At 69.6% G+C, this 4623-nt stretch carries 4 protein-coding genes; all 4 read right to left on the bottom strand.

The genetic code is table 11. The features are described 5' to 3' along the window. Positions 1-342: 342 nt before the first annotated feature. The 4 genes from ASD86_RS08250 to ASD86_RS08235 all read right to left on the bottom strand — a co-directional run bounded on the left by ASD86_RS08250 (position 343) and on the right by ASD86_RS08235 (position 4283). Positions 343-2316: a phospholipase D family protein gene (locus ASD86_RS08250; RefSeq protein ID WP_056109360.1), complete on the bottom strand. Its 1974-nt coding sequence runs from the start codon at positions 2314-2316 to the stop codon at positions 343-345. A 12-nt stretch (positions 2317-2328) separates the two neighbouring features. Next, the gene (locus ASD86_RS08245) at positions 2329-3075 is read right to left on the bottom strand and encodes a YceI family protein (protein ID WP_162253631.1); all 747 of its coding nucleotides are present in this window, start codon (positions 3073-3075) and stop codon (positions 2329-2331) included. After that, the gene (locus ASD86_RS08240; RefSeq protein ID WP_036115859.1) at positions 3066-3542 is read right to left on the bottom strand and encodes a histidine phosphatase family protein; all 477 of its coding nucleotides are present in this window, start codon (positions 3540-3542) and stop codon (positions 3066-3068) included. The genes ASD86_RS08245 and ASD86_RS08240 overlap by 10 nt, the downstream gene beginning before the upstream one ends. Positions 3543-3653: 111 nt before the next feature. Then, complete coding sequence (locus tag ASD86_RS08235) at positions 3654-4283, bottom strand: ParA family protein (RefSeq protein WP_056109357.1); 630 nt, start codon at positions 4281-4283, stop codon at positions 3654-3656. Positions 4284-4623 lie beyond the last annotated feature (340 nt).

Raw genomic sequence — 4623 nt, 5'->3', positions numbered from 1 at the left:
GACATCCATGTCCCGGTAGCGCACGGCGTGCATCCTGCACGCCGCCCTTCGGGTGTGCTGTTGTTAACGCGAGTGCGTGGCTTCGCAGCGCTGGGTGAACTGCGCGGCTTCAAGCTCAAGCCAAAGCTGCGTGGCCTCCCTGTAGGAGCGGCGCAAGCCGCGACCGCGCCACCACGACAACGTCGAAACCTGCGCCGTAACCGTAATTCGCGGTCGCGGCTTGCGCCGCTCCTACGGCCGTCGCGATGCAGTTGCGTCGCGCGCGCGGTAACGCTGAAGAAATCGAAACCGGCGGCAAACGAACGACCCGACGCGGCGGAAAACCCATACGCCGCGCAACCCTCAAAGAATCGGCGCCAACCCCGCCCCGAACGCGGTGAAGATCCGCGTGGTCAGACTCTTCACCCCGAGGTTGACCTCGGGAAAATCGCCGACCGGTTTGTAGCAGGCGCGAAAGCCCGGGTCGGTGCGGTACAGCGGCGACGGACAGTCCGGGCCGGGCACGAATTCGTAACTGGTCGCGTAACGCACCGGCCACAGGTCGAACAGCGGCAAGTGCTCGGAAATCTTCGCGATCGAGTATTCCAATCCGGAGAAGATCGGCGGCTTGTCGCGACGCGCGATCACCCACGAGTTGGCCGGCGCGATGTCGCGGCGGATGCTGTCGGCCAGGGCGCGCGCGAACACCGGGTCGTCGATCACCACCGCGCTCTCGGTGTTGTAGTGATCGCCGCGCGGGTCGAAGTTGTGGGTGCCGATCACGCCGATGCGTTCGTCGATCACCATCGACTTGGCGTGCATGCCGATGCGCACGCCGGCGCGCTTGAGCGGCACCGGTTCGTTGCTGCGCCGGCGCGCGTAACGGATCGCCGCGTACTCGCGCGCCAACGGTTGCCGGTAGCGCTGACGGTAGATCACGCTGTTGCGGTCGGGTCCTTCGCCGCGCCGGGATTCGGCCATGCCGGCGCCCTGCACGGAATTGGGTTGGGCGCGGTCGTCCTGTTCCGGCAGACCTTCCAGACCCAGGTCGGGCAAGGACGCGCCGGTCGCGGCGATGTCGATCGGCGCGTCGGCCGGGAACGGTTTGTACTCGTAGATGTTGAAGCCGAACTCGCGCAGGTAGCGGCGCTTGTACTTGTACGACAGCGCGTAGGCGATGAAGGCGTCGGTCGCGGCCAGGCTGTTGGTCGAGACGATCACGCGCGGCCGGTCGGGGCGGTCGTGCAGGCTGCGGAACAACTGCTGCGCGGATTTCGACAGCACCAGGTACGGCGTCTGCAGCATCACCTCTTCGCGCGAATGGGTGATCAGGTTGCGCAGCGAATCGGAGGCGAGCGCGTTGTTCTCGGCGTTCTCGCGGTGTTTGTCGGGCGTGTCGGAGATGTAGCGCACCGCGCCGACCTGGATCGCGTTGGCGACCAGGCGCTGTTGAATCTGCGCGTTGTCGGCGGCGGCGTCGCGCATGGCCTGGGCGCGTTGCGGGCGTTCGAATTCGATCGGCGGCAACACCGGCACGCCGTCGTCGATGATGCGCTGGCCGACGTCGGCCAGGCGTTCGACCGGGACGCTGCGGCGGTCGCTCCAGAACACCTCGAAGTCGGTGCCCATGACGTCGGCGACCGGGCCGGCGACCAGCACGTCGCGGTCGCGGAAGTTGTACTCGTCGTCCCAGTCGTAATAGTCGTCCTGGTAGTTGCGCCCGCCGGAGATGCCGATCTGGCCGTCGGCGAGCAGCAGCTTGGTGTGCATGCGCTGGTTGAGCCGGCGCCAGCAGCAGGCCGCGGCCAGCACGTAGCGCGGGTAGGTGATGCGCGCGCGGTGCAGCACCGGGTTGTACAGCTTGACCTCGAAATTGACGTGCACGCCCGATAGCGCCGCCAGGGTGTCGATGTGCCGCAGCGCGGCCAGCTGGTCGAGCAGCAGGCGCACCCGCACGCCGCGGCGCGCGGCGGCGAGCAGTTCGTCGAGCACCAGCTTGCCGGCGTCGTCCTCGTCGAAGATGTAGGTCTGCAGGTCCAGGCTGTGGGTCGCGCTGCGGATCAGGTTGATGCGCGCGAGCAGCGCGTCGGGGCCGCGATCAAGGATCACCGCGTAATGGCGCGGCTGCTCGGGCGTGGACGCGGCCAGCGCCTGGCCGCCGAGCGCGAGCAGCGGCGAGGCCTGGGCGCAGGCGTCGGCGGCCGCGCAATCGATCTGCTGCGAACGCGCCGCCGCGGCGATCGCGCTGGCGCGATCGCGCTGGGCCGGGCTGAGCGAGGCGCAGGCCGACAACGTCAGGGCGAGCAGGGCCGCGAGGCCGCGCAACACGGGGTTCAACGGGGTGACTCCTTAACGCTCCGCGGGCTTGGCCGGAACGGTGTCCGGCGTTCTCGACGGCGCGGGCTTGGGAACCGCGGATTTCGGCGGCGCGAGCTTACTTTGTGTGGATTGCAGGCGTACCTGCATGGTGAAGCGTACCCGGTCCCCGAGCGCGAGTTGCCATCCGTCGAGCCCGTAGTCGTCGCGGCTGACGCTGCCGTGGGCGATGCCGTCGCACTCCTCGCCGGGTTTGGCGCAGGTCGCCGGGGCGAGGATGAAGGTTTCCATGCGGCTCACCCCGTGCAGGGTCAGCCGGCCGCGCAACGGGCCGCCGGTGCGGGCCAGGTCGGGCGAATGCGGCTCGGACAGGAATTCGATGTAGGGATAGCGCGGCGCGTTGAAGAAGCGATCGCCGCGCGCGAGCCGGGTGTAGCGCTCGGAGTCGCCGACCACGACCGCGCCGGCGGCCAGGCGGATGCGCACCTGGTGGCGGCCGTCGGCCAGCACGGTCAGTTCGCCGTCGTAGCGCGGAAACTGGCCGGCGACCTTCTGGCCCCAACGGGTGCGCAGTTCGAAACTGAAACGGGTGTGCTCGGGGTCGAAGGTCTCGATCGAGCGGGCCTCGGCGGGGCGCTGTTCCAGCGCGTGCGGCGGGCCGGCGGCCGGCGGTGCGGCGATGGCAACGGCCGATGCCCAGGCCAGGGTCGCGACGACCGCGACCCGGTGGCGCAGCCGCCACCCGGGCGACCGCGCCGTCGCCGCTGGGCTCACGGCCACCAAAAAGCGCTGAGCTGGGCCGAACCCGGCTCCAGGCTGACTCCGGCCGGCACCGTCAGCACGGCGACGCCGCCCGGCGGCATGCCGCGGTAGTCGCCCGACTGGCCGCTGTGCAGCAGCGCGGCCAGGCGTTCCAGGCCGGGGTTGTGGCCGACCAGCATCAGCCGCTCAGCTTCGTGGTGGGTATCGGCCAGAGCGATCAGGGTGCCCGGGGTGGCCTCGAAGATCGACGGCTCGATGCGCTGTTCGACATAGCCGATCGCGCCGAGCACCGCTTCCAGGGTCTCGCGGGTACGCCGCGACGGCGAGCACAGCACGCAGTCGGGGATCAGTTTGTTCTCGGCCAGCCAGCGGCCGGCGGCCTCGGCCTCGGCCAGGCCTTCGGCGGACAGCGGGCGGTCGAGGTCGGCCTGGCCATTGGCGGCCGGCTCGGCGTGGGCGTGACGCAGCAGGATCAATTCGCGCATGGGGGACCGATTACGAGTGATGAAGGGAAGTGCGCGAACGCCAGCGAAGGATGCCTGTCGGGGCGACGGATGGGTAGCGCGGCGATGTGAAGGGCGGGCCGGCGCCCAGGATCACTTCTTCAGCCACTTCAGCAACGGCTGCCAGTCCGCCTGGTGTTCGCGGATCTGCTGGGAGTGGTAGTCGAACAAGCTCTTGCCCAGCGCGGTCATGACCACGTAGGCCTGGCTGTCGCGGATCTGCGCGACCACCGGGTAAGGCCATTCGCGCAGCAGCTCGATCGCCTGCTGCGAGGCGTTGGTCCACGGCTTGAGCTTGTTGCCGATCAGGCCGACCCGCAGCTGGCCGCGGCGCACCCGCGGGTGCTGGGCCAGGGAGTCGAGGAACGGCACAGTGGCCTCGATGTCCAGGGTCGAGGGCTGGATCGGCACGACCACGGCGTCGGCGAACTCCAGGAAGCTGTCCAGGTCGTCGGCCATGGCCCCGGCCGGGGCGTCGATCACCACCCGCTGGGTGTCCTCGGGCAGCTGCTTGCGCCAGGCCTTGCGGCGGGTGCCGTCGAGGGCCAGCACCGCGCTTTCCAGCACCGAGCGGCGCTGCGCCCAGCGGGTCGAGGAACCTTGCGGATCGGCGTCGATCAAGGCCGTACGCAGGCCCTCCAGAGCCGCCTGCGCGGCGAGGTGGGTGGCGATCGTCGTCTTGCCGACGCCCCCCTTGGAACTGGCCACCAGCACGGTCTTCATGCGAGCTCCCTCCGGATGGAAGCCGCAGCGTACACCGGGGCTGTGGATCGGGTCATCACTGGGTGGGGGGTGGGCGCCCGGGGGGCCGGGTGGTTGGGTGCCTGTGGGGATGGCGGGTGTGCCGTGGTCCCGTGGGCGTCTGGTCTTGCGAGCAGGGGGGCGCCGCATTCGGTATTGATGCGCGCCAGCGATGCGGTTACGCCGAAGCCCCTGTAGGAGCGGCGCGAGCCGCGACCGCGAAATACGGTTACGGCGCAGTTTTCGCTACGGCGCAGGTTTCGAGGTTTTCGCAATGGCGCGGTCGCGGCTCGCGCCGCTCCTATAGGTAGGCCATGTCGCT

It is taken from the genome of Lysobacter sp. Root690 (genome assembly GCF_001427785.1).
Taxonomy (GTDB): Bacteria; Pseudomonadota; Gammaproteobacteria; order Xanthomonadales; family Xanthomonadaceae; genus Lysobacter.
Note: the sequence above shows the minus strand (reverse complement) of the source record. Positions and strands in the feature narration are given on the sequence as shown.